17 protein-coding genes are annotated in these 24,962 nt (G+C 64.4%); 9 read left to right on the forward strand and 8 right to left on the reverse strand.

The window, feature by feature from the left end; all coding sequences use genetic code 11:
• Positions 1-42: 42 nt before the first annotated feature.
• The 3 genes from AC5O5R_RS02855 to AC5O5R_RS02865 form a co-directional block, all read right to left on the reverse strand.
• Entirely contained in the window at positions 43-1,812 is a 1,770-nt protein-coding gene (locus AC5O5R_RS02855; protein WP_494514938.1) for a protein-disulfide reductase DsbD, read from the reverse strand.
• A 139-nt stretch (positions 1,813-1,951) separates the two neighbouring features.
• The gene (locus AC5O5R_RS02860; RefSeq protein ID WP_494514939.1) at positions 1,952-3,913 is read right to left on the reverse strand and encodes a methyl-accepting chemotaxis protein; all 1,962 of its coding nucleotides are present in this window, start codon (positions 3,911-3,913) and stop codon (positions 1,952-1,954) included.
• A gap of 228 nt (positions 3,914-4,141) precedes the next feature.
• Positions 4,142-5,500, reverse strand: coding sequence for a GGDEF domain-containing protein (locus AC5O5R_RS02865; RefSeq protein ID WP_172286319.1), 1,359 nt, complete (start codon positions 5,498-5,500; stop codon positions 4,142-4,144).
• A gap of 248 nt (positions 5,501-5,748) precedes the next feature.
• Here AC5O5R_RS02865 and AC5O5R_RS02870 point away from each other — a divergent pair, with 248 nt between their 5' ends.
• The 5 genes from AC5O5R_RS02870 to AC5O5R_RS02890 all read left to right on the forward strand — a co-directional run bounded on the left by AC5O5R_RS02870 (position 5,749) and on the right by AC5O5R_RS02890 (position 10,720).
• Positions 5,749-6,816, forward strand: coding sequence for a DUF2333 family protein (locus AC5O5R_RS02870; protein WP_494514940.1), 1,068 nt, complete (start codon positions 5,749-5,751; stop codon positions 6,814-6,816).
• A 2-nt stretch (positions 6,817-6,818) separates the two neighbouring features.
• Positions 6,819-7,355, forward strand: coding sequence for an NUDIX hydrolase (locus AC5O5R_RS02875; RefSeq protein WP_172232566.1), 537 nt, complete (start codon positions 6,819-6,821; stop codon positions 7,353-7,355).
• A gap of 285 nt (positions 7,356-7,640) precedes the next feature.
• Positions 7,641-8,012 carry a translation initiation factor Sui1 gene (locus AC5O5R_RS02880; RefSeq protein ID WP_494514941.1) on the forward strand — a complete coding sequence of 124 codons (372 nt, stop codon included), beginning with the start codon at positions 7,641-7,643 and terminating at the stop codon, positions 8,010-8,012.
• A gap of 152 nt (positions 8,013-8,164) precedes the next feature.
• Complete coding sequence (speA, locus tag AC5O5R_RS02885; protein WP_494512038.1) at positions 8,165-10,078, forward strand: arginine decarboxylase; 1,914 nt, start codon at positions 8,165-8,167, stop codon at positions 10,076-10,078.
• Between the two features lie 186 nt (positions 10,079-10,264).
• Positions 10,265-10,720 (forward strand): REP-associated tyrosine transposase, encoded by a 456-nt coding sequence (locus AC5O5R_RS02890; RefSeq protein WP_494512039.1) that lies wholly within the window; start codon positions 10,265-10,267, stop codon positions 10,718-10,720.
• 77 nt (positions 10,721-10,797) lie between these two features.
• Here AC5O5R_RS02890 and AC5O5R_RS02895 read toward each other — a convergent pair whose 3' ends face one another.
• Positions 10,798-12,135, reverse strand: a complete 1,338-nt coding sequence (locus AC5O5R_RS02895; protein ID WP_494514942.1) for an MATE family efflux transporter — start codon at positions 12,133-12,135, stop codon at positions 10,798-10,800.
• A 150-nt stretch (positions 12,136-12,285) separates the two neighbouring features.
• Between AC5O5R_RS02895 and AC5O5R_RS02900 the strand changes: the two genes are divergently transcribed.
• Positions 12,286-17,187, forward strand: coding sequence for an alpha-2-macroglobulin family protein (locus AC5O5R_RS02900; RefSeq protein ID WP_494514943.1), 4,902 nt, complete (start codon positions 12,286-12,288; stop codon positions 17,185-17,187).
• A gap of 125 nt (positions 17,188-17,312) precedes the next feature.
• Here AC5O5R_RS02900 and AC5O5R_RS02905 read toward each other — a convergent pair whose 3' ends face one another.
• Positions 17,313-17,606, reverse strand: coding sequence for a hypothetical protein (locus AC5O5R_RS02905; protein ID WP_172228263.1), 294 nt, complete (start codon positions 17,604-17,606; stop codon positions 17,313-17,315).
• A 77-nt stretch (positions 17,607-17,683) separates the two neighbouring features.
• Here AC5O5R_RS02905 and pbpC point away from each other — a divergent pair, with 77 nt between their 5' ends.
• The 3 genes from pbpC (at position 17,684) to AC5O5R_RS02920 (ending at position 22,732) form a co-directional block, all read left to right on the forward strand.
• The gene (gene pbpC / locus AC5O5R_RS02910) at positions 17,684-20,038 is read left to right on the forward strand and encodes a peptidoglycan glycosyltransferase PbpC (protein WP_494514944.1); all 2,355 of its coding nucleotides are present in this window, start codon (positions 17,684-17,686) and stop codon (positions 20,036-20,038) included.
• Between the two features lie 109 nt (positions 20,039-20,147).
• Positions 20,148-20,900 carry an RHS repeat-associated core domain-containing protein gene (locus AC5O5R_RS02915; protein ID WP_494514945.1) on the forward strand — a complete coding sequence of 251 codons (753 nt, stop codon included), beginning with the start codon at positions 20,148-20,150 and terminating at the stop codon, positions 20,898-20,900.
• A 167-nt stretch (positions 20,901-21,067) separates the two neighbouring features.
• Positions 21,068-22,732 (forward strand): ShlB/FhaC/HecB family hemolysin secretion/activation protein, encoded by a 1,665-nt coding sequence (locus tag AC5O5R_RS02920; RefSeq protein ID WP_494514946.1) that lies wholly within the window; start codon positions 21,068-21,070, stop codon positions 22,730-22,732.
• An 87-nt stretch (positions 22,733-22,819) separates the two neighbouring features.
• Here the strand turns inward: AC5O5R_RS02920 and AC5O5R_RS02925 are convergent, their stop codons facing one another.
• The 3 genes from AC5O5R_RS02925 to AC5O5R_RS02935 form a co-directional block, all read right to left on the reverse strand.
• Positions 22,820-23,596 (reverse strand): helix-turn-helix domain-containing protein, encoded by a 777-nt coding sequence (locus tag AC5O5R_RS02925; RefSeq protein ID WP_494514947.1) that lies wholly within the window; start codon positions 23,594-23,596, stop codon positions 22,820-22,822.
• Positions 23,597-23,715: 119 nt separating this feature from the next.
• Positions 23,716-24,186 (reverse strand): prepilin peptidase, encoded by a 471-nt coding sequence (locus tag AC5O5R_RS02930; RefSeq protein ID WP_172285717.1) that lies wholly within the window; start codon positions 24,184-24,186, stop codon positions 23,716-23,718.
• A 197-nt stretch (positions 24,187-24,383) separates the two neighbouring features.
• Positions 24,384-24,953, reverse strand: a complete 570-nt coding sequence (locus AC5O5R_RS02935) for a DUF4136 domain-containing protein (RefSeq protein WP_172230130.1) — start codon at positions 24,951-24,953, stop codon at positions 24,384-24,386.
• Positions 24,954-24,962 lie beyond the last annotated feature (9 nt).

The raw sequence follows: 24,962 nt of genomic DNA on the forward strand, positions 1-24,962 counted from the left end.
ATCTGGTCACTGTATCGAGGATTTTTCACGGCTCGCGGGAAGTTATAGCCCGAGTTTGCCCCGTACGCGTGCCAGGATTTGCGCGAATTCACCGGCGTTTATCTCGCCAACGACCCGATCAGCGGTTATTTCGCTGCCGTTCGCAGCAAAGAACAGCAACGCCGGCGGGCCGAACAGCTGGTAGCGATCAAGCAGCTTGCGCTGCTGTGCATTGCTCTCGGTGATGTCGAAACGCAGCAGCTTGAGGCCGGCCAGCTGTGCGTGCACCTGGGGTGCGTTGAGCACTTCGTGTTCGATCACCTTGCAGCTGATGCACCAGTCGGCGTACCAGTCCAGCAAGACCGGTTGGCCGGCCACCTTGGCCTCGGCCAGGGCCGCATCCAGGGCGGCGGGGGTGGTGATGGTCTGCCAGGCATCCGCTTGTGCCACTGTGCTGCTGGTGGCGCTCGGCGCTGCGGCCGGCAGTGGGCGCAGTGGATCGCCCTGGCCACTCAGGGCCCCGTACCAGCAGGCCAGTGCGTACACCAGCAAGCCCAGGCCGAGCAGCTGCGCCAGGCGCTGGCGTGGCGCTTTGACCACAAACTCCAGGGCGCCGAGGAACAGCGCCACGCCGGCGGCCAGGAAGCCCACCAGCAGCAAGGTCACCGGGCCCGGTAGCACACGGCTGAGCAGGCCGATCGCCAGCCCCAGCAGCAGTACGCCAATCGCGTTTTTAACCGTGTTCAACCACGGCCCGCTTTTCGGCAGCCAGGCAGCACCGCCGGTGGCGATCAGCAGCAATGGCGCACCCATGCCCAGGCCCAGGGCGAACAGTTTCAGGGCTCCCCCGACAGCATCGCCGCTGGCACTGATGTACAGCAGCGCCCCGGCCAGTGGTGCCGACACACAAGGCGAAACCAGCAGGCTGGACAACACGCCCAGCACCGCCGCGCCCAGCAGCGAACCGCCTTTGGTGCGGCTGGCGACGCTGTCCAGGCGGGCGCTCAGGGCCTGCGGCAGTTTCAGCTCGAACAGGCCGAACATGGCCAGGGCGAACACCACGAAGAACAGTGCGAAAGGCCCCAGCACCCAGGCCGACTGCAGGCGTGCCTGCAGGTTCAGGCCGGCGCCGAACAGGCCCATCAACGCACCCAGTGCCGCGAAGCTGGCCGCCATCGGCAGCACGTACGCCAGCGACAGCGCCAGGCCGCGCAGGCCGCCGACCTGGCCGCGCAGCACCACACCGGACAGGATCGGCAGCATCGGCAGCACGCAGGGGGTGAAGGTCAGGCCGACCCCGGCGAGAAAGAACAGCAGCAGCGATTTCCAGCTCCAGCCGTGTTCGGCGCTGGCGGGTGCGGCTGCGCCACCTGGGCCATCGATGCTCAGGCGGGCGGTTTCCGGCGGGTAGCACAGGCCCTTGTCGGCGCAGCCCTGGTAGCCCACCAGCAGGGTGAAGGCACGCGGATCGGTGCGTGGCAGCTCGATGTCGAGCACGCCGTGGTACACCTCGACGTCGCCGAAGAACTCATCGTGCTTGGCTTCGCCCTTGGGGATGTTCGGCGCGCCCAAGGCGATGTCGGCCGGTTCCGTGTGGAACTGGAAGCGGTGGCGGTAGAGGTAGTAGCCCTCGGTGGCGACGAAGCGCAGCTTTATGCTTTGCGCATCGGCCTGGACCAGGCTGAGCTTGAAGGCCTCGTGGACCGGCAGGAAGTCGGCGTTGTTGGCCAGCGAGGCGGCGCCGAGGGTGGCGCTGGGACGGTTGTCGAGCAGGCCCGTGGCGAAGGCAGGGCTGGCCAGCAGCAGGAACAGCAGGAAAAACAGGCGGCGCATGGCGGACTCGCGAGGTGGAACGTGCAGGCCATGATAACGGAACTGTTGTGGGTTGGCTTTGTGGGAGCAACTGTCTTGTGTTGCCTGTTTTGGCCTCATCGCCGGCAAGCCAGCTCCCACAGGTATCGTGCAGGCCGGCTCAGACCCTGAACGCCCGCACCGCCCGGTTTAATTCGCCTCCCAGGCTCAGCAATTGTTCCCCCTGCTCACGCCCCTCGCCAATCCGCTGCAGGTTGTCCTCGCCCAGCTCATGAATCCGCTCGCTGTGGTCACGAATCTCGCTCACCGCGCCCGTCTGCTGCGCGGTGACATCGGCAATCCGCACCGCCGTGTCGGCAATGGTGCGGATGGCGCAGACGATCGCCTCCAGCGCCCCATCCGCCGCCTGGGCCTGGTCGGCCGTGGCCTCGGCATGCTCCAGCTGCGCGCGCATACCCGCCACCGAGCTCCTGGCTGCCTGCTGCAGGCGGTCGATCAGTGCCTGGATCTCACCGGTGGCCCCGGTAGTGCGCTGCGCCAGTGAACGCACCTCATCGGCGACCACGGCGAACCCCCGGCCCATCTCTCCCGCCCGGGCTGCCTCGATCGCGGCGTTCAGGGCCAGCAGGTTGGTCTGTTCGGCAATCGAGCGGATCACCGTGAGCACCCCGCCGATGGTCGCCGACTCTTCTGCCAATTGCTCGATCATGCGGGCGTTGCCCTGTACCTCGTCAACCAGTTCACGCAAACCGGTCAGGCTTTGGCCAATCACCGCCTGGCCCTGTTCCACCGCATGCCCGGCATCGCGGCTGGCATTGGCCGCCGCGCTGGCATCGCCGGCCACTTGCTGGATGGTCGCTTCCAGCTCGCCCAGGGCATCGCGGATCTGCCCGGTATCGCCGGCCTGGCGTTCGGCGCCATCGTGCAGGGCGGCGCTCATGCCGGCCAGAGCGTGGCTGCTGCCCGCCACCTGCTCGGCGTTGTGGCGGATGGTGCCGACCAGCTCCACCAGGTACTGGCGCAGGCGGTTGAGCGAGTCCTGAATGTCGTGCAGTTCGCGATTGGTCTTGCCCAGGGCGATGGCCTGGGCGAAGTCGCCTTCGGCCCAGCGCGACAAGGCCGGGGCCAGGCCGGTCAAGGTGCGCGCCAGGCGGCGTTGCAAGGTGTCGATCAGCAGGGCAATCAGCAGGATCAGGCCGATCATCAGGCCCTGGATGATGCGCACCTCGGCGGCAATCCTTGCGTGCTGGCCGCGTACTTCGGGTTCCAGCCGCGCAATCGCCTGCTGCACCGCGTCCAGGCGCTGGCCAGTGCTGGCGGCGAGGGTGGCACGACGCTCGATCTGTTCGCGGGTGCGTTGCAGTTCGGCCGGGTAGCGGCTGAGCAGGCTTTGCAGTTCACGCTTGAGGCCTACGGCAATGTCTTCCTGCCGGGCGCTGGCCTGGGATTCCAGGCCCATCATGGCGGCGAAGTCGTCGGCACCCGACTCGGCGGCGCGGGTCACGCCCAGCAATGGCAGGCCCTCGATGGCCTGGGCCTGGGCGCGGATCAGTTGCAGTTCGCGCTGCACTTCGTCAGCCAGCTCCGCTCGGCCGCTGCTGACCAGCTTGTCCCGGGCCAGCGACAAGCGGCCCAGGTGTACCGTGGCGTCGAGCAGCGGCAGCAGGTAGCGGTGGGCGTCGGCGCTGCCGCTGTCGCGGGCATAGCCGGCCAGTTGCTCGAAGTTGGCGCCCAGTTCCCGTTCGGCCTGCAGCAGCAGGGCTTGAGGGTCGCCGGCCAGCTTGCCGGCGGCCAGCAGTTCATTGGCGGTGAAGGCCTGCAGGCTGTTCAGGCTGGGGCGCAGTTGGTCGCCGAGCGCGTCGGGCCAGTCGGCCAGGGCGGCCTGTAGCTGCTGGTTGGCGTCCATGGCCGCCGCATGGCGCAACGCATCGCCGCTGCCCAGGTACGCCCGGATATTGCCTGCCGCCTGGTTCTGGAACTGCTGGGACAGGCCCAGATAGCGTTCCATCATCTGGTAAGGGCGCTCCAGGGCACGCTGCGACCACCACAAGGTAGCGCCCAGGGCGATACACACGGTCACCAGCAACAGGGTGTTGAAATTGGTCAGCCACTTCAGGCGCATAGCCGCGAACTTCCTGCGGAGGGGAGTGGGGGAGGTAGGTGCCCGAAGTTATTGCGATTTTGTGACTGGGTGATGACGGCAGAGGGTTGGCGTCAGAAAAAAGTGGCAGAGTGCCTGTATCTGTTTCGCCTGGATTGGCCCTTTCGCAGCGCAAGGCTGCTCCTACCCATTGACGCCCGGTAGGAGCAGCCTTGTGCTGCAAAAGGGCCGGCACGGGTGGTGCAAAACTCAGGGCTCTACCCGTACCACGCAGTTCCGCCCGGCATGCTTGGCCCGGTACAGCGCCTCATCCGCCGCACTGGCCATGGTCAGCGCATCCAGCCCGTCATCCAGCTGCACCACCCCGGCACTGAAGGTGCACTGCAAATCCTGCGGCTGCGCGGGGTACAGAATTTCGGCAAAGCGCCGGCGAATATCGTCCAGCACCTTGTGCGCCGCCTCCAGAGCGGTGTTGGGCATGACGATGGCGAATTCCTCACCCCCGTAACGGCCAATGAAATCGCTCTTGCGCAAGCGCTGCTTGAGGAACAGCGCCAGGCTCTTGATCACCCGATCGCCCATGGGGTGCCCGTGGCGGTCGTTGATCTTCTTGAAGCGGTCGATGTCGAGCATGGCAAAGCTCAACGGCTGCTGCTCGCGGCGGGCGCGGAAGCTGCAGTCTTCGAGCAACTGCAGGATGTGCGTGTGGTTGTACAGCCCGGTCAGGCTGTCGCGCACCATGCGCGCCTTCAGGTGCCGGGCACGTGCGGCGCGGTTGCGCACCGTGGTGATCAGGTGGCGTGAGCGAAACGGCTTGGTCAGGAAGTCATCGCCACCTTCGCTCATGGCATCCAGCTGCTTGTCCAGATCGTCCTCGGCCGACAGGTAGATGATCGGCACGCTCACATAACGATCGCTATGGCGGATGACCTTGGCCAGTTCAGGGCCGGTGCACGCGGGCATGTACAGATCGAGGATGATCAGGTCAGGCTGGAAGTCGGCAAGCTCTGCCATGGTGCCGATCGGGTCGGTCAGGCTGCGGGTGAGCATGCCGGCGCTGGCCAGCACACGCTCGGTGTGCAGGGCCTGGGTGCGGGAGTCATCGATGATCAGCACGCGCAGCGGGTCATGAGGGGCGGCATTGGTCAGCAGTTCGACCTTTTCCAGCAGGCTGGAAGCCTCCAGGGTACCCGTGAGGAAGTCCTGGCCGCCGGCGCGCACAGCCGCCAGGCGAGTCGGGGTATCGGTTTCCTGATGGCTGAAGAACAGCAGCGGAACAGGCTGCGCCAGGCCCTGCTGAACCTTGGCGGCCAGCAGCAGGCCCTGGCCGCGGCCGGTGAAGTCGACATCCATGATGATCGCCGCAGGCGGGTATTCACCGATCGAGGCAAGCAATGCCGCCGCGCTGGGCAACGCTTGCACCACCAGGCCAAAGAACTCCAGTTGCTGGGCCAGGCGCAGGGCACGCTCATGGTCCTGCAGCAGGATGTACACCGGCTTGCGCAGGGCCGGCAGCAGCACCTGGTCAAGCGGGTCGTCCTTGCGCAGGCCGCTACGCATCAGCTGTTGGGCGGGGCACTGCGGGCTCGGCTCGACTGCTTGGCTCATGTCCTGGCTACTTGTAGGTTGGAGGTGCAGAGGCAATGATGGCTCTATGCTAGCAGCTCTTTCCTGCCGAGTGAGTGCCCTGCATCAACAAAGCCACAAGAACCAATATTCAGTTGCTGACCGAATGGTCGCTTATGCGCAAGGCGGTGTCTGCTTTATAGTGCTGCCATGCGGGCTTGCCGTGGCACCCTTGCGTAGGCCTGTGGTCCAAGCCCCTGAACCGTCGTGACTAATTTAAGGACAAAGCCATGCTGGACTGGAAAAACCGCGAGGCCAAAGCCGAGCCCCGTGAGCGTGTCGACGGCCGCGGCGCCGCCGCCCGTAGCTACGTTGGCGGCCTTTGGAGCCGTGCCCTGGGTACCCTGATCGGGTTGTACCTGCTGGTGTGCATCGGCCTGGGCTGGTACTGGAGCGAGGAACCGAACCTGTTCCCGGTGCAGCAGACCGCCCAGGCCGCGGCCGAGCACAACGGCCAGCAGATGGTAGTGGGCTATACCACCATCGAAACCCTGAAGACCGTGGCCGGCACCTTGTTGAACAAGCCCGGCGGTTACATTTCCAACGACCGCTTCCCGCCAGGGCTGTGGATGGACAACATGCCGAGCTGGGAATACGGCGTGCTGGTCCAGGTGCGCGACCTGTCCCGCGCCCTGCGCAAGGACTTCGCCCGCTCGCAGTCGCAGTCCACCGAAGACGCCGACCTGGCCAAGGCCGAGCCACGCTTCAACTTCGACAACAAGAGCTGGATCCTGCCGTCGAGCGAATCCGAGTTCGAAGAAGGCATCAAGTCGCTGAACCGTTACCAGACCCGTCTGGCCGCCGGTGACAAGGGCGCCATCTTCTACACCCGTGCCGACAACCTGAACAACTGGCTGGGTGACGTGGCTACGCGCCTGGGCTCGCTGTCGCAGCGCCTGTCGGCCAGCGTTGGCCGGGTCAAGCTGAACACCACGCTGAAGACCGAATCGGTGGTTGCCGGCCAGGCGCCGCAGGTGGACGAAGAGCTGGTGGAAACCCCATGGCTGCAGATCGACAACGTGTTCTACGAAGCCCGTGGCCAGGCCTGGGCGCTGTCGCACCTGCTGCGCGCCATCGAGGTGGACTTTGCCGACGTGCTGGCGAAGAAGAACGCCACGGTCAGCGTGCGCCAGATCATCCGTGAGCTGGAAGCCTCGCAAGAGCCGCTGTGGAGCCCGATGGTGCTCAACGGCAGTGGCTTCGGCATGTGGGCCAACCACTCGCTGGTCATGGCCAACTACATTTCCCGGGCCAACGCGGCAGTCATCGACCTGCGTCAACTGCTGTCGCAGGGTTGATCATGGCCATCAGCCCAACCGAGGCCGCCCATCGGGCGGCTTCCGACCGCGAACTGGTCACCTGGGTGGACGAAGCCGACCAGGTGCTGGGCGCCTTGCCCCGGGCTGAACTGCGCGAGCGCGGCCTGATCGGCCGTTGCACCTTCATCCTGCTGTTCAACAGCGCCGGTGAGTTGTGCGTACATCGACGGACGCTGAGCAAGGCGCTGTACCCGGGGTATTGGGACGTGGCTGCCGGCGGCATGGTTGCGGCCGGGGAAGGCTATGCCGACTCGGCGGCCCGAGAGCTGGCCGAGGAGCTGGGCATTGAAGATGCGCCGCTGCGCTTTCATGAGCGGTTCTACTTTGACCAACCGGATAACCGGTTGTGGTGCGCGGTGTATTCGGCGGTGTCGGATGCGCCGCTGCGGTTGCAGCCGGAAGAGGTGATCGAAGCGCGCTTTGTCAGTCTTGCGCTGGCTGAAGAGGAAAGCCTGACAAGACCCTATTGCCCGGACTCGTTGGCGGCGTTGCAGCGCTATAAAGCTAGCCTGGAATAGTTGCCGGCCCTTTCGCGGGTAAACCCGCTCCCACAGGATTTGTGCAGCTCTCAGGGGCGGCGCAGTCCCTGTGGGAGCGGGCGTGCCCGCGAATAGTCGCAAAACATTCGCAAAATGCCGCAATCCTGTACTTAGCAACCGCCGCATTTATCGTTAAACTGCGCGCCCTTTACGGGCTGCCGCAGGTCTTGCGGCAGTAGCGCCGCCCCTGCCAGAGTGGGGCTTCGCGGTCGGCCTCAACCCCAAGGCACGACCAGTTTTTGTCCTCAGCACAGAGGAACAAAAGTGGCCAAGAAAGCTTCTTCCTTCGCCGCCCTAGGCGGTCTCGTTTACTCCACCGACAGCGGTCGGCACTGCCCCGACTGTGGCCAGCCGGTGGATGCCTGTACCTGCAAGCAGCAGATCATCCCCGAAGGCGATGGCATTGCCCGTGTGCGCCGCGAAAGCAAAGGCCGTGGCGGCAAGACCGTGACCACCGTCAGCGGTGTGCCGCTGCCGCTCCCCCAGCTCAAGGAGCTGGCCACCACCCTCAAGCGCCGCTGCGGTACCGGTGGTGCGCTGAAGGATGGCGTCATCGAGATCCAGGGTGACCATGTCGAGCTGCTGATCGGCGAGCTGATCAAACAGGGCTTCAAGGCGAAAAAGTCCGGCGGCTGAGCAACCCGCGCGATTTTTTGCCCAGTGCTTTCTAAACTCGTTGCCGTGACCAGGGTCTATCGCTGGGCACGGACGAATCGTCATTTTTGCCTTTTACACTGCGCCCGCCTCCTTGCGGGGCAGTGTCTTCGACTTATCTATAGGGGACTTGAATGTCCGTACGACGCACACGCAAAGACGATGGTAGCCAATGGACCGTGGCCGACAGCCGCAGTGTTTACGGCATCCGCCATTGGGGCGCTGGTTATTTCGCCATCAATGAAGCCGGGCGCGTCGAAGTGCGCCCCAACGGCCCGGACAGCGCGCCGATCGACCTGTACGAGCAGGTCGACGAGCTGCGCCAGAGCGGCCTGTCGCTGCCCTTGCTGGTGCGCTTCCCCGACATTCTGCAGGACCGTGTGCGCCAGCTGACCGGCGCGTTCGACGCCAACATCGCGCGCCTGGAATACCAGAGCCAGTACACCGCGCTGTACCCGATCAAGGTCAACCAGCAGGAAGCGGTGGTGGAAAACATCATCGCCACGCAAAACGTATCGATCGGCCTCGAAGCCGGCTCCAAGCCCGAGCTGCTGGCCGTGCTGGCACTGGCGCCGAAGGGCGGTACCATCGTCTGCAACGGCTACAAGGACCGCGAGTTCATCCGCTTGGCGCTGATGGGGCAGAAGCTTGGCCATAACGTGTTCATCGTCATCGAGAAAGAGTCGGAAGTGGCCCTGGTGATCGAAGAAGCGGCCGAGCTCAAGGTCAAGCCACAGGTTGGCTTGCGCGTGCGCCTGTCGTCGCTGGCGTCGAGCAAGTGGGCCGACACCGGTGGCGAGAAGTCCAAGTTCGGTTTGTCCGCCGCCCAGCTGATCTCGGTGGTACAGCGCTTCCGCGATGCCGGCCTGGACCAGGGCATCCGCCTGCTGCACTTCCACATGGGTTCGCAGATCGCCAACCTGGCCGACTACCAGCACGGCTTCAAGGAAGCCATCCGCTACTATGGCGAACTGCGTGCGCTGGGCCTGCCGGTCGACCATATCGACGTGGGCGGTGGCCTGGGCGTGGACTACGACGGCACCCACTCGCGCAATGCCAGCTCGATCAACTATGACATGGACGACTACGCCGGTGTGGTGGTGGGCATGCTCAAGGAGTTCTGCGATGCGCAGGGCCTGCCGCACCCGCACATCTTCTCCGAAAGCGGCCGCTCGCTGACCGCGCACCATGCCATGCTGGTGATCCAGGTGACCGACGTCGAGAAACACAACGACGACGTGCCGACCATCGACAACAAGGAAGCCCTGCCGCAGACCGTGCAGTGGCTGGCTGACCTGCTGGGCCCGACCGACATCGAGATGGTCACCGAGACCTACTGGCGTGCCACTCACTACATGGGTGACGTGGCTGCGCAGTATGCCGATGGCAAGATCACCCTGGCCGAGAAAGCCTTGGCCGAGCAGTGCTACTTTGCCGTGTGCCGCCGCCTGCACAACTCGCTGAAGGCCCGCCAGCGCTCGCACCGTCAGGTGCTGGACGAGCTCAACGACAAGCTGGCCGACAAGTACATCTGCAACTTCTCGGTGTTCCAGAGCCTGCCGGACACCTGGGCCATCGGCCAGGTGTTGCCAATCATCCCGCTGCACCGCCTGGACGAAGAGCCGCTGCGCCGTGCCGTGCTGCAGGACCTGACCTGCGACTCCGACGGCAAGATCAACCAGTACGTCGACGAGCAGAGCATCGAGACCAGCATGCCGGTGCATGCGCTGAAGGATGGCGAGGACTACCTGCTGGGTGTGTTCCTGGTCGGTGCCTACCAGGAAATCCTCGGTGACATGCACAACCTGTTCGGTGACACCGACTCGGTGAACATCTACCAGAACGCCGACGGCAGCGTGTACCACGCCGGCATCGAGACCCACGACACCATCGAAGACATGCTGCGTTATGTGCACCTGTCGCCGGAGGAGTTGATGACCCACTACCGCGACAAGGTGGCCAGCGCCAAGATCACTGCGCGTGAGCGGACCCAGTACCTGGATGCGCTGCGGTTGGGGTTGACCCGGTCTTCGTACCTGTCGTCCTGAGGCCCTGGGGGCCGCTCCAGCAGGGGCCGCGATACCGTCCCATGGCATCGCGATTTTTTGTAGGAGCGGCCTTGTGTCGCGAAATGAGGGCGCAGCCCTCACCGCGTCATACGCGGTAATGATCCCTCGGCACTTTCCGACATCCCCACACCTATCCTTTGAATGCAATCTTCAAAGGAGTTCGACATGGATCGTCAAGGTAATCACCGCTTGCGCCAAGGGCGCTATTCAGAGCCTGGTCGGCTCTACCTGCTGACCACCATCACGCGCCATAGACTACCTCTGTTCGCAAACCTGATCTTCGCGCGGTCGGCAATCCAGCAACTGCGCGCGAGTGATCAAGATGGAAGTTGCCGCTCTCTGGCGTGGGTCCTGATGCCGGACCATTTGCATTGGCTTATCGAGCTTGGGCCGACCAGCTTGAGCAAACTCATGTGTGCCTTCAAGTCGCGTAGCAGTTGCGCGCTTTACCGGCAAGGCGTCGAACGAAAGCACATCTGGCAACCTGGTTTTCATGACCGGGCGTTGCGCAAGGAAGACGATATCAGAGCGACTGCCCGTTATATTATTGCCAATCCCATAAGGGCTGGCCTGGTGCGACGTGCCGGCGATTATCCGCATTGGGATTGTGTGTGGCTGTGAAGCCGCAGGTGAGGGCTTCGCCCTCATTTCGCGACACAAGGCCGCTCCTACAAAGGATAACGATCTCCTGTGGCCAATCATCCCAGCCAACGATCGCTCTGCTGCAACCGCCACCCCACCCACCCCAGCGTCCCTGCGCGCAGCGCCATGAACACCAGAAACGCCAACCACAACCCATGGTTGCCCATTCCGCTCATGGCCAGCGCAACCGGCAGCGCAATCAACAACGACACCAGCATTGCGTTGCGCATCTCCCGCGCCCGGGTCGCGCCGATGAACAGCCCGTCCAGCAGGTAACTCCACACCGCGATCAACGGCAGCAGCGCCAGGTACGGCAGGTACGGATAGGCTGCGGCCCTCACGCTCTCGATGTCGGTCTGCAGGTCGATGAACAGGTGCCCACCCAGCAGGAACAACCCGGCGAAGCCCAGGCTGGTGATCAGCGACCAGCCGCAGGCCACTACCAGCGAGCGGCGCAAGGTGTCGCGGTGACGAGCGCCGATGGCGTGGCCGCACAGGGCCTCCACCGCGTGGGCCAGCCCGTCAAGGGCATAGGCCGTCAGCAACAGGCCGTTGAGCAGCAGGGCATTGGCCGCCACGGTGGCCTCACCCAGGCGCGCGCCTTGCACCGTGATCAGCAGGAACACCAACTGCAGCGCCAGGCTGCGCAGAAAGATGTCGCGGTTTACCGCCAGCAGCGGGCGCCAGGCCTGCCAGCGCTTCAGCGCCGTCCATACGATATGCCCCGGGTAGGCGCGCAGGGCCGGGCGGGTCAGGGCCAGGCCAAGCAGGGCGCCGCTCCACTCGGCAATCACCGACGCCCGTGCCGAACCCAGCACGCCCCAATCCAGGCCAAGCACGAACCACAGGTTCAAGGCGATGTTCAGCAGGTTGGTGGTTAGCAGGATGGCCAGCGGCGCCCTGGCGTTCTGCGTGCCCAGGAACCAGCCGACCAGCGCGTAGCTGGCCAGTGCCGCAGGCAGGCCGAGCAGGCGGGTGTGGAAGAAGTCTTCGGTAGCTTGCTGCAGGGCCGCACTGGGTTGCATGGCGTGCAGTGCCAGCTGGCTGAAGGGCAGCGCCAGCAGGCCGATCAGCATGGCGAAGCCGAACGCCAGCAGCAGCCCTTGCACCAGCACCTGGCGCAGCGCCGCGCCGTCCCCACGGCCGGCGGCCTGGGCGGCGAAGCCGGTGGAGCCCATGCGCAGGAAGCCCATCAGGCCGACCATGAAGGTGAACATCGTCGCGCCCACGGCCACCGCCCCCAGCTGGTGGGCGTGGGGGAGGTGGCCGATGACGGTGCTGTCGACCAGGGCGACCAAAGGCACGGAGATGTTGGACAGGATCATCGGTGCGGCCAGCGCCCAGACCTTGTGGTGGGTGGGGCGGTGGCGCCAGTCGGTGGTCAGTTGCAGCATTGGAGTCCTTGATCGATCAGGAGCAGGCTCGCGCCCCCGCTTTTCGGAATGGCCACAGTGTAACGGCCAGGCAACCAATTCGCGCGAACATGGTCTCAGCGAGCTATAGTTGCCCCCCTCACGTACACGCTGCCCAAGAGTTCATACTCCATGTTCAACAAAGGATTGTTGCTGGCCTGCGCGCTGGCTTTGCTCGGTGCCTGTGACTCTTCGACGCCGGACAAACCGGCGCCCGCCGAAAAACCGCTGGCCACCACGCCGGCCGAAGCCCCGGCAGCCAGGCGCGAAGACCCGGCCGCACTCGCCAAGCGCTACGAGGGCCGCGAGCTCAGCGTGCTGGATGTGTCGGAAGTGCAGCTCGACGGCGCAGCCACGCTGTCGATCAGCTTCTCTGCGCCGCTGGATGCCAAGCAGGACCTGGCCAGCAAGGTGCACCTGGTCGACACCGTCAAAGGCAAGCTCGACGGCGCCTGGGAACTCTCCGACAACCAGATGGAACTGCGCCTGCGCCACCTGGAGCCGCAGCGCAAGCTGGTACTGACCGTCGACAAAGGCCTGCTGGCAGTCAACGGCAAGCAGCTGGACAGCGAATCGATCACCCGCCTGGAAACCCGCGACATGCAGCCGACCATCGGCTTTGCCAGCCGCGGCTCGCTGCTGCCCACGCGCCTGGCTGAGGGGTTACCGGTCATTGCCCTGAACGTCGACAAGGTCGATGTCGAGTTCTTCCGCGTCAAGCCGGCCATGCTCTCGAGCTTCCTGGCCAGCTGGGGGCGCAACAGCAGCCTGTACTACTACCAGTCCAAGGAAACCCTGGACATGGCCGAGCTGGTCTACAGCGGCCGCTTCGACCTCAACCCCGCGCGCAACACCCGCGAGACGGTGCTGCTGCCAATTGCCGGCATCAAGCCGCTGCAGGAAGCGGGCGTGTACCTGGCGGTAATGCGCGCCTCGGGCACCTACGACTACTCGCAGCCGGCAACCTTGTTCACCCTCAGCGACATCGGGGTTTCGGCGCATCGCTACCGCGACCGCCTCGACGTATTCGCTCAAGCCCTGGAAGGCGGCAAGGCGATGAACGGGGTCAACCTGGAAATCCATGACGAGAAAGGCAAGTTGCTGGCCCAGGCCACTACCGACGGCAAGGGCCATGCGCAACTGCCGATCTCGCCGAAGGCCGACACCCTGATCGCCACCCAAGGCGTCAACACCACGCTGCTGCGCTTGAATACCGCCGCACTGGACCTGGCCGAGTTCGACATCACCGGGCCGCTGGCCAACCCGCTGCAGTTGTTCATTTTCGGCCCGCGCGACTTGTATCGCCCGGGTGAGACAGTGCTGCTCAACGGCCTGCTGCGCGACCAGGACGGCAAGCCGGTCAAGGCCCAACCGGTAAGCGTCGAAGTGCGCCGACCGGATGAGCAGGTCAGCCGCAAGTTCGTCTGGGAAGCTGATGCCAGTGGCCTGTACCAGTACCAGTTGCAACTGGCCAGCGAGGCGCCGACCGGTCGCTGGCAACTGCTGCTCGACCTGGGCGGCGGGCGCAAGCAGGTGTACGAGTTCCTGGTCGAAGACTTCCTGCCCGAGCGCCTGGCGCTGGAGCTGAAGGGCAGCAGCACACCGCTTTCGCCTGACGAGAATGCCCGCATCCAGGTCAATGGCCGCTACCTCTATGGCGCCCCGGCCGCTGGCAATCGCCTGAGTGGCCAGGCCTATGTGCGCCCGCTGCGCGAGGCGGTGCCGGCGTTGCCTGGCTACCAGTTCGGCTCGGTGAGCGAAACCGAGTTGAACCAGGACCTGGAGCTGGACGAAGTGACCCTCGACCAAGCTGGCAAGGCTGTACTGGATATTGAAAGCCGCTGGGCCGAAGCCCGCTCGCCACTGCAGCTGACCGTACAGGCCAGCCTGCAGGAGTCTGGTGGCCGACCGATCACCCGGCGGCTGGAACAGCCGATCTGGCCCGGTGAACGCCTGCCAGGCCTGCGCGGGCTGTTCGATGGCGAGGAAACCGACAGTGACGGGCCGGTTGAATTCGAGTTCCTGGTGGCCGACCCCGACGGCAACAAGCTGGCGGCCAACGACCTCAAGGTAAGGCTGATTCGCGAACGCCGCGACTACTACTGGAACTACTCGCAGAGCGATGGCTGGAGCTACGCCTACAACGAGAAATTCCTCACCCAGAGCGAGGAGACCATCAGCGTCAAGGCCGGCTCCACAGCCAAGCTCAGCTTCCAGGTGGAGTGGGGGCCTTACCGGGTCGAGGTGGAAGACCCGCAGACGGGCCTGGTTTCCAGCGAGCGCTTCTGGGCCGGTTACCGTGCCCAGGACAACGCCGAAGGCGGCGCGGTGCGCCCGGACCAGGTCAAGCTGGCGCTGGACAAGCCGTCCTACGCTGACGGCGCCACGGCCAAGGTTACCGTTACGCCACCTGCTGCCGGTACCGGTTACCTGATGATCGAATCCAGTGATGGCCCGCTGTGGTGGCAGGAGATCGACGTGCCCGCCGAAGGCAAGGCCTTCGACGTGCCGTTGGACAAGGCCTGGGCCCGCCATGACCTGTACATCAGCGCCTTGGTGATTCGCCCCGGCGAGCGCAAGGCCAACGCCACGCCCAAACGCGCCGTCGGCGTGTTGCACCTGCCGCTGGACAGGGCTGAACGCAAGTTGGCGCTGAGCCTGCAGGCGCCGGAAAAAATGCGCCCCAAACAGCCGCTGACCGTGAAGTTCAAGGCCGCCAACGCCGATGGCAGCGTGCCAAAGCAAGTACACGTGCTGTTGTCGGCAGTGGACGTGGGCATTCTCAACATCACCGACTTCAAGACCCCCGACCCGTTCGCCAGCCTGTTCGGGCGCAAAGCCTACGGCGCCGACCAGCTGGACATTTATGGCCAGCTGATCGAAGCCGGCCAGGGCCGCCTGGCCAGCCTGGCATTTGGCGGTGATGCGGCCATGGCCAAGGGCGGCAAGCGCCCCAACACCACGGTGACCATCGTTGCCCAGCAGAGCCTGCCCGTTACCCTGGACGACAAGGGCGAGGGCCAGGCCACGGTCGATATTCCTGACTTCAATGGCGAGCTGCGGCTGATGGCCCAGGCCTGGACCGAGGAGCATTTCGGCATGGCCGAAGGCAAGACGGTGGTTGCCGCGCCACTGATTGCCGAGCTGTCGGCCCCGCGCTTCCTGGCCGGTGGTGACCGTACCAGCCTGGCGCTGGACCTGGCCAACCTGTCGGGCCGCGCCCAGCAGTTGAATGTGGACATCAGCACTGAAGGGCAGCTGAGCCTGGCCACCAATGCTGTGCAAAACGTTGCCCTGGCCGAGGGCCAGCGCTCGACGCTGATGATCCCGGTACAGGCCCAGGGTGGGCTGGGGCAGGGCAAGGTGCACGTGCGCGTCACTGGCCTGCAATTACCGAACGAACCGGCCACCGCGTTCGAACGCGAGTGGACGTTGGGCGTGCGCCCGGCCTACCCGGCGATGCTCAAGCACTACCGCGTGGCCTTGAAGGACCAGCCGTGGACATTGCCCGAAGCCGACCTGGCCGCCTTCGAACCCGCCGGCCTGGAAGCCAGCCTGGCCTTGTCGAGCCGGCCGCCGCTGAACCTGGCCGAGCAGATCCGCGCCCTCGAAGCCTACCCCTACGGTTGCCTGGAACAGACCACCAGCGGCCTTTACCCGTCGCTGTATGCCGATGCCGACAGCCTCAAGCGCCTGGGCATCAAGGGCGAACCGGCGGATGTGCGCAAACGCAAGATCGAAATGGGCATCGAGCACCTGCTGGGCATGCAGCGCTACAACGGCAGCTTTGGCCTGTGGAGCTCGGACAGCGAAGAAGAGTACTGGCTGACCGCCTACGTCACCGATTTCCTCCTGCGTGCCCGTGAGCAGGGTTATGGCGTGCCGGCCGAAGCGCTGAAGAAGGCCAGCGAGCGCCTGCTGCGCTACCTGCAGGAGCGTAACCTGATCGAAGTTGACTACAGCGAAAACGCCGACCATACCCGCTTTGCCGTGCAGGCCTATGCGGCGCTGGTGCTGTCGCGCAGCCAGCAGGCGCCGCTGGGCGCCCTGCGTGGCCTGTTCGAGCGCCGCGCCGACGCCCGCTCTGGCCTGCCGCTGGTGCAGCTGGCGGTGGCGCTGGACAAGATGGGTGACAAGCCGCGTGCCGAACAGGCGTTGCAGGCTGGCTTGGGTATCAGCCGCGGCAAAGGCTGGATGGCCGACTACGGCAGTGCGCTGCGCGACCAGGCGCTGATTCTGGCGCTGCTGCAGGAGAGCAACCTGGCCAGCAGCCAGGTCGATCAGCGCCTGTTCGCCTTGTCGGATGAACTGGCGGCCAACCGCTGGCTGTCGACCCAGGAGCGCAATGCCCTGTTCCTTGCCGGGCGCGGCCTGCTGGGCAAGCCCGAAGGCAAGTGGCAGGCCCGCCTGGACAGCGCTGGCGAGGTGCGCGAGTTCAACAATGCCGAGGCTGGCATGAAGCTGGAAGGCCCTTTGCTGGCCTCGCCGCTAAGTGTGCAGAACCAGGGCAGCGAAACGTTGTACCAGCAACTGACCTTGTCCGGTTACCCACGCCAGGCGCCTGCGGCCGGCGGCAACGGGCTGCAGATCCGTCGTGAGTATCTGGGCATGAATGGCCAACCGCTGGACCTGCACAACCTGCGCAGTGGCGACCTGGTACTGGTGCACCTGGCACTCAAGGCCGAAGAGCGTGTGCCGGATGCGCTGGTGGTGGACCTGCTGCCGGCAGGCCTGGAGCTGGAAAACCAGAACCTGGCACAAAGTGCCGCCAGCCTGGATAACGCCAGCAGCGCGGTGAAGGAATGGCGCGAGTCGATGCAGAACGCCAGCGTGGTGCACCAGGAATACCGTGATGACCGTTACGTCGCCGCGCTGAAACTCGACGGCTACGGCACCACCCACCTGCTGTACCTGGCGCGGGCGGTGACCCCGGGCACGTACCGCGTGCCGCCGCCGCAGGTCGAGTCGATGTACCGGCCGAACCTGCAGGCGGTGGGGGATGGGCAAGGGGAGATGATCGTCAAGGCCCGCTAAGGCGAAAGCTGCACATGAGCAGCCTCGTGCTGCGAAGAGGCCGGTAAGCCCCATGAAAAGGGAGCTAGCAGTACCGGCCTCTTCGCAGCACAAGGCTGCTCATACAAAAGATGTCGCTTCGGCTTTCAGTGAATCACCCAGCTCATCACCCACAGTCCCAGCACCAGCCAGATGATCCCAAGGATGATCGAGGCGCGCATGAACGCGCGGATGGCCGAGTACAGCAGCATCAGGCCGATGATCAGGGCCAGGATGCTGACCAGCGAGGTGTCCATGCCCAAGGTGCGCGCCAGGCCGTCGATGAAATTGCCACCGGCATTGGCCAGCAGGTTGAATAGCCCGCTCAAAGCGTCGACGATGATGCGGATCAACGACCCCAGTGCCTGGCCCAGCCACTCGAAAAAACCTTCTACATGCATAGTTGCTTCCTGATGAACGAATCGGCGAGTCTGCCGTTCCCAAGCCTTTGGCCATTCGCTGGCCAGGTCGGTTCCCGATGCCAAGCTTAGCGCGGCCACGCACCCGTGCGGGCAAGCTGTTGCGCGCCATGGCGATCGGCATGCTGGTGCTGTTCGGCCTGGTCTGGCTGGCCGACCGTATCTGGCCGCTGCCACTGCCGGGCGACGACCTGGCCCGGGTGGTGCTGGCCGAGGACGGTACGCCACTGTGGCGCTTTGCCGATGCCGAGGGTGTCTGGCGCTACCCGGTGAGCCCTGACCAGGTTTCGCCGTTGTACCTGCAGGCCTTGCTGACCTACGAGGACCGCTGGTTCTACAGCCATCCGGGGGTCAACCCGTTCGCGCTGGCACGCGCTGCCTGGCTGAACCTGCGGGGCGGGCGTGTGGTGTCGGGCGGCAGCACGCTGTCGATGCAGGTGGCGCGCCTGCTCGACCCGCATGACCGTACCCTGGCCGGGAAACTGCGGCAGCTGTGGCGTACGGCGCAGCTGGAATGGCATTTGTCCAAACGTGACATCCTGCAGATATACCTGAACCGTGCGCCCTTCGGCGGTACCTTGCAGGGTGTTGCGGCGGCCAGCTGGGCATACTTGGGCAAGTCGCCCATGCACCTTAGCCCCGCCGAAGCGGCGCTGCTGGCGGTACTGCCCCAGGCGCCCAGCCGCCTGCGCCCCGACCGTCATCCCGAGCGCGCCCAGCGCGCCCGGGACAAGGTGCTGCAGCGCCTGGCCGAATACCAGGTGTGGCCTGAACAGCAAATCCGCGAGGCCGCCGAGGAACCTCTGGTGCTGGCGCCCCGCCAGGAACCGGCCCTGGCGCCGTTGCTGGCCCGGCGCCTGAACAGCGCCGACAGCCCGCCGCTGATCCGCACCACGCTCGATGCCGCGCTGCAGCGACGCCTTGAAGACTTGCTGCTGGGTTGGCGCGCACGTCTGCCAGAGCGCACGTCCGCAGCCATTGTGGTGGTCGAGGCGCAGACCATGGCGGTGCGTGCCTATCTCGGCTCTATAGACCTGGCTGACGAACGCCGCTTCGGGCATGTGGACATGGTGCGCTCATTGCGCTCGCCCGGCTCGACCCTCAAGCCCTTCCTCTACGGCATGGCGCTGGATGATGGCCTGATCCATTCCGAATCGCTGTTGCAGGATGTGCCACGGCGCTACGGCGACTACCGCCCCGGCAATTTCTCGATGGGTTTCAGCGGGCCGGTTTCGGCCAGTTCGGCCTTGGCGCTGTCGCTCAACCTGCCGGCGGTGCAATTGCTGGAAGCTTACGGCCCCAAACGCTTTGCCGCGCAACTGCGCATGGCGGGCATGCCGCTGATACTCCCGCCGTTGGCCGAGCCCAACCTGTCGCTGATCCTTGGCGGCGCCGGTAGCCGGCTGGAGGAACTGGTTGGCGGGTATGCGGCGCTGGCACGGGGTGGCAACAGTGCCCGGGTGCGCCTGCAACCGCAGGACCCGCTGGTCGAACGCCGCCTGCTGTCGCCAGGGGCGGCGTGGATCATCCGGCGCATCCTCAGTGGCCAGGCCCGCCCGGACCGTGACCCGCATGCCGAGTTGGTGCAGCGCCCGCAACTGGCCTGGAAGACCGGCACCAGTTACGGCTTTCGCGATGCCTGGTCGATTGGCGTTGGCCCGCGCTACCTGATCGGCGTATGGATCGGCCGCCCCGACGGCACGCCGGTGCCCGGCCAGTTCGGCCTGGCTTCGGCGGCGCCGCTGATGCTGCAGGTGCACGACCTGCTGAGCAACCGTGACAGCCAGCGTGGCATCAGTGTGCCGGTCGAACGGGTGCCGGCAAATGTCGGGGTGGCGGCGATCTGTTGGCCTTTGGGCCAGCCGATGAGCAGGAAGGACCCCAACTGCCGACGTCAGCGCTTTGCCTGGACCCTGGACGGCACCACACCGCCGACCCTACAGGCCGCCGACCAGCCCTTGGGGCTGGGTTTGCGCGAAAGTGTGTGGGTCAACGACCAGGGGCTGCGCGTGGATAGCAGTTGCCCGGGTGCCAAGGCCCGCGATATCGCCCTTTGGCCGGCGCCGCTTGAGCCTTGGCTGCCCCGGGTCGAGCGGCGCGCGGCACGGCTGCCGGCCATCGACCCGGCCTGCCCAGCGCAAGTGACGGCCAGCGCGCCACCGCTGTCAATCGTCGGCGTGCGCCCGGGCGACAACTTGCGTCGCCCGGTCACCAGCAGCGAGCCGCTGCAGTTGCATGTGTCGGCCCTGGGCGGTGGCGGGCGGCGCTGGTGGTTCCTCAATGGCCAGCCATTGGGGGAAACCCAGGGGCAAGACAGCTTGCTGCTGCGCTTGCCGCAGGTCGGGCAGGCCGAGCTTAGTGCACTGGATGAAAGCGGCGAGACGGCGCGGGTGATGTTGCAGGTCAGCGAGTGATGCCGTGTATTACTGGCGAGCGCCCGACAGCTAGTATTTCTGACAGTTGTTCACGGCCTCTGTAAATCTTAGTGTCAGGCGTGAAACTCTCCTGATGGCTATCTAGTCTATGAATGCTATGAAGTCAGCGGAATCTGACGCTGAAAGCGCCATACCTGTTGGCAACCCGCACAGCATCGCAGTGTCTTTGGTCTATACACCATATGGTCATGAAAGCGCTGGGGGTAGCGTCCAAGAGGAAGTCAGATTTGTCGGCCAACTGCATCACCGACCGCTTAATGGTTACCTCCTGGGTAATGGGCATCGCCTCTACCATCCCGGTATTTTCCGCTTCGCCTCACCTGATCAGCAAAGCCCGTTTGCCGAGGGGGGAGTGAATGCATACGCCTACTGTGCCGGTGATCCTGTCAACTACCTTGATATTTCAGGAAGGAATCGAGGAAGGGTCAAGCGCTCCAGCTCTTTGCCGCGGCTATCCCGGCCGTCTGTCGGCAGTACCCCTTTGAGAAATGCCCAGTCCTCGCTAGCGCTGCATCCTGAGACCCTGCATGGCCAAGCTACCAAGTTTACTGAGTACTTGAAGGCCTGGATTATAGAGGACGGCCTTCAAGACAGTATTCATATAACAGCCCAAGCCGAGGTAATGGCGAAAGCAGATCGCTTCAACTGGGGGTGCTTGGGTGATGCTGTCGCGTTGGAGGTGACGCAGGCAATCGTCGACACACAATTATCGGGCGGGTTTGTTCATTTCTCCGTGAAAGACGACGGACTGTTCATGCGTAGCTTCCCGGCAGAGGGCCTTAAGAGCGTGATGCTTCACATAAGGGGTGGCGTGAGAGACATGCCAACCCGTCCAGTGTAAACCCGTTTTTCTGCACGCCATGACGAAACCTGAAAGCGGGGATACAGCGCGGGTGGTGTTCCGGCTCAGCGATCAGGCGTTCGACGGCAGCCGGGCCAGCACCTACGCTTGCAGGTGACGGGCGTGAGCGGCTGGCGCCCGCAATTCAAGGGAACATGGAGCGCCCTATGCGTCCACTGGCCGTGCCCCTACTGTTGCTGCCCTGGGCGCTTGCGGCCCAGGCCGGGCCGTTGCCGGTGTTCTTCGACAGCCATGAATACGAACGTCGCCTGCCCAGTACCAACCTGCCCACGGATGCCTATCGCCCTGTCAGCTCGAGCCCGCGGCTAGCCATCGCGGACGACCATCGCCATGCCTGGGCACCTGTAGAGACGCGGCTGGTGCTGCACAAGGTGCGCTTCGAGGGCGGCACGGTGTTCTCCTTGAGCGACCTGCGCGAGCACTATCAGCCGCTGATCGGGCGCGAGATCACCCTTGGCGAACTGCAGCAATACACCCGGCGCCTGACCCAGCACTATCGCCAGGCGGGCTACCCGCTTTCTTATGCCTACTTGCCGCCACAGGATGTGGCCGAGGGGCGCATCAATGTGGTGCTGGTGGAAGGTTATATCCGGGACTACCGCGTGGACGGCGATATTGGCCCGGCCAGCGACTATCTGCAGCAACTGCTGGTGCAACTTGAGGCGGAGCGCCCGTTGACCCAGGAAACGCTGGAGCGCTATCTGGGGCTGGCCGAGCGCATTCCTGGCGTGGCGATAGATGCCGAACTGGCCGTGGCACAGGCCGTTGATGGTGCTGCCCGGCTGACTGTGCACGCGCGGCGCAAGCCGTTTGGCGCTGGTGTTACCTTCGCGCAGTCAAACCGTGAAGCTGCGCAGGCGCTGTTCACAGCCACCAGCAATGCCCAGACCCGCTTTGCCGAACAACTTACCGCCAGCCTGCTGCTGCCCGCTGGAGATGACCATGTCCATTACCAGCGCCTGGACTACAGCCAGTACCTGGACGCCGCCGGCAGCCAGCTGCTGCTGTCGGCTTCACGCTACCGCAGCGAGCCTGGCACGCGTATTCGCCTGGACGATGGCCTGGACATCTTGCGCAAGCGCGACAGCGAGCGTTTCGAGATTGGCTTGCGCCAGCCGGTAATTGTCAGGCCAGGGGAGTGGATGGCGCTGCAGGGGCATTTGTATTCGGTCAGCGAGCATGTTGAGGACCAGGGGGAAGGTCCGCCATCATCAGGGAAGTACGCCACCTATGTACGTGCACTGTCGTTCGAAGGCGACTGGCGCGAGGCGCAAGGGGGGCGTTTGCGTATCGTCAGTGCTGGTGTGTATCAAGGCCTGGATTACCTGGGCGGGCGCAGCGATGCCGATTACGATCTGGATTTTTTGCGGCTGCGGCTTTCGGGGTTGCAGAGCGACCTGCTGTTCGATAATTGGCAGGGGGTGGTGTCCGGGGCGTTGTACTGGAGTGATGACCGGCTGCCCGACAGCGAGCGTGCGGGGTTTGGCGGGCAGAGTTTCGGGCGCGGTTATCCACGTGACCAGGCAGACGGGGACAAGGGGTGGGGGGTGGCTTACGAGTTGAACTACAGCCTGCGCAGTAGCTGGCTGGCGCTGGTGCAGCCCTATGTCCTGGTAGATGCGGCGCAGGCCTGGCATAACCGGGGGGTGGTGCAGGATGCCCATCTGGCTTCGGTGGGGCTTGGGGTGCGGGTTGGTGACAGGCGCTTTTTCAATGTGACGCTGGAGGTGGCGAAGCCTCTGGCGGATGTGGCGCTGGATAGCTTGGACCGCGGGCCACGGGTGAGCTTGAGTGTTGGGGTTCAGCTGTAGGGGGGGCTGCCATCGGCGGCAGGCCAGCCCCCAACAGGGATCGCATCAGGGCAAACACCTGTCAGCGCGAACGCAACTTGCCAAACATCAATGGGTGGTGAACCGCTGATGCACCGGCGATGAACTCGGCGTCAGCGCCAGTGCCAGCTGGGTACGGTTATGCATGTGGGTCAGGCGCAACACCTGCGACACATACAGTTTCACCGTGTTTTCGGTAATGCCCAGCTCACAGGCGATCTGGTAATTGGTCTTGCCCTTGCTGACCAGGCGTGCGACCTCCAATTGCCGCGGCGACAGCTTCTCGAACGCCGCAGGCAGCTCGCTTTCAGGCTCTTCGACATCACTGGCACGTCGGTGAACACCTTGGCCACGGGCTCTTTCCAGGTCCTGATACAGCTCGTCCACAGAGTCGGCCAGGTCTTGCAGGCGCTGGTTCAACCCGCCCAGGTCGCGGAAGTTGCGCTGACGCTTCAGCAACGCTTCTTCCTGCCGGCGCACACCCTCCAGCAACTCATCAAGGTCCATCGGTTTCTGGTAATAATCGGCAAACCCTTCGCGTAGCGCGCGGATCACGTCCTGCTTCTCGGCACGTCCGGTAAGCATGATGGCCTCGAACATGCGCTGGCTGCCGTCGACTTGCTTGAGCGCGCGTACCAGGTCTATCCCGTCCCGATCCGGCATGTGCAGATCGCAGATGACCAGGCCAATGGTCGGGTCTGCCACATAACGTTCGATGGCTTCGTCAGTAGAATGGGCCGATACGGTCGCGTAGCCCTTGGTTTCGAGGAATTCACACAGTTGTTCGACAATGACCGGCTGGTCATCAACGACCAACACCTTCACTTCACTCACTGGTCTGGACACGATCAACTCCCTGTTCGTATACGGCCCTGCTCCCGGGCCAGACGCTCTGGCAGTATAAAAGTAGTCGCTCTGAGCGATTATGTACAAGGTATGTACAACAGATCGGACCGCAGTGAAGCTCATTGGATCCATACGGCTGTCAGAAGAAAGCCCGCGAGCACATAAGGCACGAACGCCTGCTTGTCCCCCATCTCCTCGGTCAGCGCCTGCAAACGCTTCTTCACCTTGGGGTTGAGCAGGGTCCACAGGCGCCGTCGGGTGAGCAGCCACAGCAGCACGCTGACCCCGGCCCCGATGAACGTACCCAGCACATATTGCGGGCTGGTGGCCAGGGCCAGGGCGCCCATCAGCTTGACGTCGTCGGCGCCGAAGCGGCCCAGCATGTAGCCAGGCAACGTCAGCAGCATGACGATGGCCAGCGCCCACCCGGCATCACTGGCATCGGCGCCGATCCAGGTGCGGCCAGTGGCAAACAGCCAGACCAGGGCGCAGGTGGCCACACCCACGGTCAGGAGGTTGGAGATCTGGCGTTGACGCACATCCTGTTCGGAGCACAAGGCAAGCCACAGCAGGAGAACGATGCTTTGCATGGGCAGTTCGCCTTTCCCAATGTTGAACACTTCTACCCGGTCAGTCAGGTTTCCTTAAGTGAAGATAGACGGGAACCGGCAGGCGAGTGGGCTGGAAAGGCTAAAAGGCGTGCCTGGAATGAATTTTGTCGTAGTTGTCACATGCCTGAACCCGCCCCCCACAGGGGCTACGAATCAGCCAGGAGCGAATTACAGGGCTATTTCTTGCTCCCTGGTGGGTAGTTGCCCAGCACCTTGGCCACGGTGCTCTGGATGGCGCTGTTGCGTTCCTCCGGGCTGGGCGGATAATTGTTCATGATCTGTTCGGCACTGCCGCGCCACACCAGCTTGCCGTCGCGGCCATCGAACATATCGATCTGGATGGTGGCGACCTTGTAATCGACACTGCGCGTCTCGTTATACATCGGACCGCCCCAATAGCCGCCCCAGTAACCACCCCAGCCACCGCCGTAGTTGGTGGTGATCTGCTGCTGGCGCTGTTCGACGATCAGGTAAGAGCGCACCATCAGGTCAGGCCGCCCGCCGCCCTGCACCGGGCGCAGGCCACGCTGGTCGAGCTGGTCGGCAACGGCCTGGCGGATGCGCTGCTCGGTCAGGTCGCTCTTGATCCGCGGGTCGTCAGGGCGATACTGCAGGCCCGGCTCCTGCCACGCCCAGCTGCGGTAGGCGGCGAAATCGCGGCTGGCATCGAAATCCTGCTGAACGTTGTTGCTTGAGCAGGCAGCCAGCAACAACGCGAATGACAGTAGAACGAGACGGCGCAACATGATGGTTCT

The sequence above is a fragment of the Pseudomonas sp. 8_5_2 genome (assembly GCF_059295255.1).

Bases quoted from the DNA above. Each gene is read 5' to 3' on its own strand.
- AC5O5R_RS02895 (WP_494514942.1), bottom strand. From the start codon at position 12,135: ATGCTGCAACTGACCACCGACTGGCGCCACCGCCCCACCCACCACAAG.
- AC5O5R_RS02920 (WP_494514946.1), top strand. From the start codon at position 21,068: ATGCGTCCACTGGCCGTGCCCCTACTGTTGCTGCCCTGGGCGCTTGCG.
- AC5O5R_RS02890 (WP_494512039.1), top strand. From the start codon at position 10,265: ATGGATCGTCAAGGTAATCACCGCTTGCGCCAAGGGCGCTATTCAGAG.
- pbpC (WP_494514944.1), top strand. From the start codon at position 17,684: ATGCCAAGCTTAGCGCGGCCACGCACCCGTGCGGGCAAGCTGTTGCGC.
- AC5O5R_RS02930 (WP_172285717.1), bottom strand. From the start codon at position 24,186: ATGCAAAGCATCGTTCTCCTGCTGTGGCTTGCCTTGTGCTCCGAACAG.
- AC5O5R_RS02905 (WP_172228263.1), bottom strand. From the start codon at position 17,606: ATGCATGTAGAAGGTTTTTTCGAGTGGCTGGGCCAGGCACTGGGGTCG.
- AC5O5R_RS02865 (WP_172286319.1), bottom strand. From the start codon at position 5,500: ATGAGCCAAGCAGTCGAGCCGAGCCCGCAGTGCCCCGCCCAACAGCTG.
- AC5O5R_RS02900 (WP_494514943.1), top strand. From the start codon at position 12,286: ATGTTCAACAAAGGATTGTTGCTGGCCTGCGCGCTGGCTTTGCTCGGT.
- AC5O5R_RS02855 (WP_494514938.1), bottom strand. From the start codon at position 1,812: ATGCGCCGCCTGTTTTTCCTGCTGTTCCTGCTGCTGGCCAGCCCTGCC.
- AC5O5R_RS02870 (WP_494514940.1), top strand. From the start codon at position 5,749: ATGCTGGACTGGAAAAACCGCGAGGCCAAAGCCGAGCCCCGTGAGCGT.
- speA (WP_494512038.1), top strand. From the start codon at position 8,165: ATGTCCGTACGACGCACACGCAAAGACGATGGTAGCCAATGGACCGTG.
- AC5O5R_RS02915 (WP_494514945.1), top strand. From the start codon at position 20,148: ATGAATGCTATGAAGTCAGCGGAATCTGACGCTGAAAGCGCCATACCT.
- AC5O5R_RS02860 (WP_494514939.1), bottom strand. From the start codon at position 3,913: ATGCGCCTGAAGTGGCTGACCAATTTCAACACCCTGTTGCTGGTGACC.
- AC5O5R_RS02935 (WP_172230130.1), bottom strand. From the start codon at position 24,953: ATGTTGCGCCGTCTCGTTCTACTGTCATTCGCGTTGTTGCTGGCTGCC.
- AC5O5R_RS02875 (WP_172232566.1), top strand. From the start codon at position 6,819: ATGGCCATCAGCCCAACCGAGGCCGCCCATCGGGCGGCTTCCGACCGC.